The organism is Methylophaga sp. UBA2513, assembly GCF_002341285.1.
Classification (GTDB): Bacteria; Pseudomonadota; Gammaproteobacteria; order Nitrosococcales; family Methylophagaceae; genus Methylophaga; species Methylophaga marina.
This window is the reverse complement of the sequence record NZ_DDNT01000009.1, coordinates 102,372-105,634: the sequence shown is the minus strand read 5'-3', so window position 1 is coordinate 105,634 and position 3,263 is coordinate 102,372. Positions and strand designations below refer to the sequence as shown.

General features: G+C 44.2%; 3 protein-coding genes and 1 pseudogene. All 4 read left to right on the top strand.

The features are described 5' to 3' along the window. Positions 1 to 396, top strand: a pseudogene (locus B3V56_RS05850) (50S ribosomal protein L25); the annotation flags it as partial. A 7-nt stretch (positions 397 to 403) separates the two neighbouring features. After that, complete coding sequence (gene pth, locus B3V56_RS05845) at positions 404 to 976, top strand: aminoacyl-tRNA hydrolase (protein WP_286305806.1); 573 nt, start codon at positions 404 to 406, stop codon at positions 974 to 976. An 8-nt stretch (positions 977 to 984) separates the two neighbouring features. After that, complete coding sequence (gene ychF, locus B3V56_RS05840; RefSeq protein WP_286305805.1) at positions 985 to 2,076, top strand: redox-regulated ATPase YchF; 1,092 nt, start codon at positions 985 to 987, stop codon at positions 2,074 to 2,076. A gap of 51 nt (positions 2,077 to 2,127) precedes the next feature. Further along, complete coding sequence (locus B3V56_RS05835; protein ID WP_289282826.1) at positions 2,128 to 3,177, top strand: phospholipase A; 1,050 nt, start codon at positions 2,128 to 2,130, stop codon at positions 3,175 to 3,177. Positions 3,178 to 3,263: the final 86 nt, after the last annotated feature.

Genomic DNA, 3,263 nt, shown 5'->3' with positions numbered 1-3,263 from the left:
GCTGACTTCCTGCGTGTTGATGCGAAACATGAAATGACAATGACTGTACCTCTTCACTTCATTGGTGAAGAAAAAGCAGCAGGCGTAAAAGCCGGTGGTGTTGTTTCACACGTGATGACTGAGGTTGAAATTGCTTGTTTACCAGCTGATCTGCCTGAGTACATCGAAGTGGATATCAGCAAGCTGGAATTAGATGAAGCGATTCACTTATCAGAAATCGTTCTACCTAAAGGTGTGAGCTTACCTGCACTGTCACATGGTCAGGAAGAGCACCTTGAAGAAGGTGAACGTTCTGCTTATGACCAAGCAGTCGTTAACATTCATATGCCTCGCGTACATACAGTGGATGATGAAGCTGAAGACGCAGAAGGTGATGAAGAAGCAACTGAAGAGTAATCTTTAGATGGGGAGCTGGATCATCGCCGGTTTAGGTAATCCCGGCTCCCAGTATGAAGGAACCCGACATAATGTCGGGTTCTGGCTATTGGACCAGCTTGCTCGTGATCTCGGTGTGAACTTTACTGTTCAAAACCGATATCACGGGGAGCTGGTTCAATGCTCTCTGGATGGTCATAAAGTGTATTTGCTAAAACCGCTGACATTTATGAATAGAAGCGGTCAGTCTGTCGCGCCATTAGCCAATTTTTTCAAAATTCCATTAGAGAATGTTCTCGTCATACACGATGAATTAGATTTGGCGCCCGGCACCGTTAAATTAAAACGTGATGGTGGCCATGGCGGACACAACGGGCTCAGAGATATTATTGCTCAGACGGGTGGCAAGCAATTCCTGCGCTGTCGTTTGGGGATAGGGCATCCTGGACATAGCAAACTGGTTTCTGATTATGTACTCAGCAAACCTTCTCCGACCGATCGTCAACAGATCGAGCAAGCCATCGATAATGTTTTACGTATTTTGCCAGAGGTGTTATCCGGAAATATGGATAAGGCTATGAACTGGCTACATTCACAATAGGATTTCTCATGGGATTTAAGTGCGGTATCGTCGGTTTACCTAATGTTGGCAAATCAACCTTGTTTAATGCATTGACTGAAGCCGGTATCGATGCGCAGAACTATCCTTTTTGTACCATTGAACCGAATGTTGGCATCGTCCCAGTCCCTGACCCTCGAATGGATAAGCTGGCTGCGATTGTCAGTCCTGAACGGGTTTTGCCAACCACCATGGAATTCGTTGATATTGCCGGTCTGGTGGCGGGTGCATCAAAAGGCGAAGGTTTAGGTAATAAATTCCTCGCCAATATCCGTGAAACGGATGCGATTGCCCACGTGGTACGTTGTTTTGAAGATGACAATATCGTCCATGTATCTGGCAAAGTCTCACCACTGGATGATATCGAAGTAATTAACACTGAATTAGCCTTGGCTGATTTAGAAAGTGTTGAGAAAGCCATCACTAAAACCACACGTGACGCAAAAAGTGGCGATAAAACGGCGAAAGCAAGATTAGAGTTACTCACACAAATGCGTGAGGAGTTAGATGGTGGTAAACCTGTCCGCGCTATGGGCTTGGATAAAGATCAACTAGCCTTGATTCGTGACTTACACCTGCTGACGATCAAACCGACCATGTATATCGCTAACGTCTCTGAAGATGGGTTTGAAAATAATCCGGCATTGGATGCGGTGAAACAATTGGCAGAACAAGAAAGCGCCAATGTAGTGGTTATCTGTGCGGCGATTGAGTCAGAAATTGCTGGACTGGAAGACGATGAAAAAGTCGAGTTCTTAAGTGAAATCGGACAAGACGAGCCTGGCCTGAATCGTGTCATCCGTGCCGGATATGAATTGCTTGGTTTGCATACATATTTTACTGCGGGTGTAAAAGAAGTTCGTGCCTGGACAGTGAAAGTTGGCGCGACAGCACCAGAAGGCGCTGGCGTTATTCATACTGACTTCCAGAAAGGTTTTATCCGTGCTGAAGTTATTAGTTATGATGACTTTGTGCAATTCAACGGAGAGCAAGGCGCTAAAGATGCAGGTAAATGGCGTCTGGAAGGGAAAGAGTATGTCATCAAAGACGGTGATGTCATGCATTTCCGCTTCAACGTTTAGCGTTCTGAGCTATGATGTCGTGAATTGTTGTTCACTTTTTAAAGGCAAGCCATGAAGACGGCATCACTCTCGTTTCTTTTATCAATGTTGACTGTTGGCTATATGCCCATGGTCATTGCCGATGATAAGTTAAATCAATGCTTGCTCACCCAATTAGCTACTGCTGATGATAGCATGCTGGTTGGCGATATCAGACAGTTTTGTGAATCAAGTATCACTCAACAAGCACTCGAAGAAGCCTCACCTAAACCTGAGCCTGTTGATATCAAAGTGACAGAATCGGGTGTAGAGACAGAAGATAAGTCTGCGATCACTCGCCGTTTGTTTTTGGAAAAGAAAGAAGCCAAAAATCCGTTTGTATTATTACCCCACAAGCCAAATTACATTATTTTAAGTAATAATATGGCGTCGCCGAATGAAGCGCCTTTTGAAACCGCTTATCCGGGTGACAATATTCACTTACAACCCTGGGAAACCAAGTTTCAAATCAGTTTGAAACTACCTGTTGCCTATGACCTATTCAATGGTCGGGCAGATGCCTATGTGGCCTATACCAATCGCTCATTCTGGCAACAGTTTAATAAAAACAGCTCATCGCCTTTCCGTGAATCAGATCATGAACCAGAAGCTTGGCTATCGTTTAAAACAAATTATGAATTATTCGGTATAAAAAACTCGCTTATTCGGACGGGTGTTGTGCACCAGTCAAACGGTCAGGCAGGTACGCTGTCACGTAGCTGGAATCGGGTCTATACCGACTTTGTGTTTGAGCACAATGACTGGTATTACTCATTCAAACCATGGTGGCGTATTCCGGATAGCAGTAGTGATGATGACAATCCTGATATCGAAGAATATATGGGTAACTTTGAATTTGGCGCTGTATATAAAATGGATAACCACAGCTTTGATATTTTGCTGCGGAATAACCTCAATTTTGATGATAACTATGGTGCCGTTCAATTGGGCTGGAGTTTCCCGCTTACCGACCGCGTAAAGGGGTATGTGCAATGGTTTAATGGCTATGGTGAAAGCCTGATTGACTATGACGCACACTCCAATAGCATTGGTTTTGGTATCCAGCTGAGTGACTGGTTATAAATATGATCTTTTCACTTGAAACTTAAGCATTTATATCGTATTATTTCGCGCTTCATATGGCTATATAGCTCAGCTGGTTAGAGCAC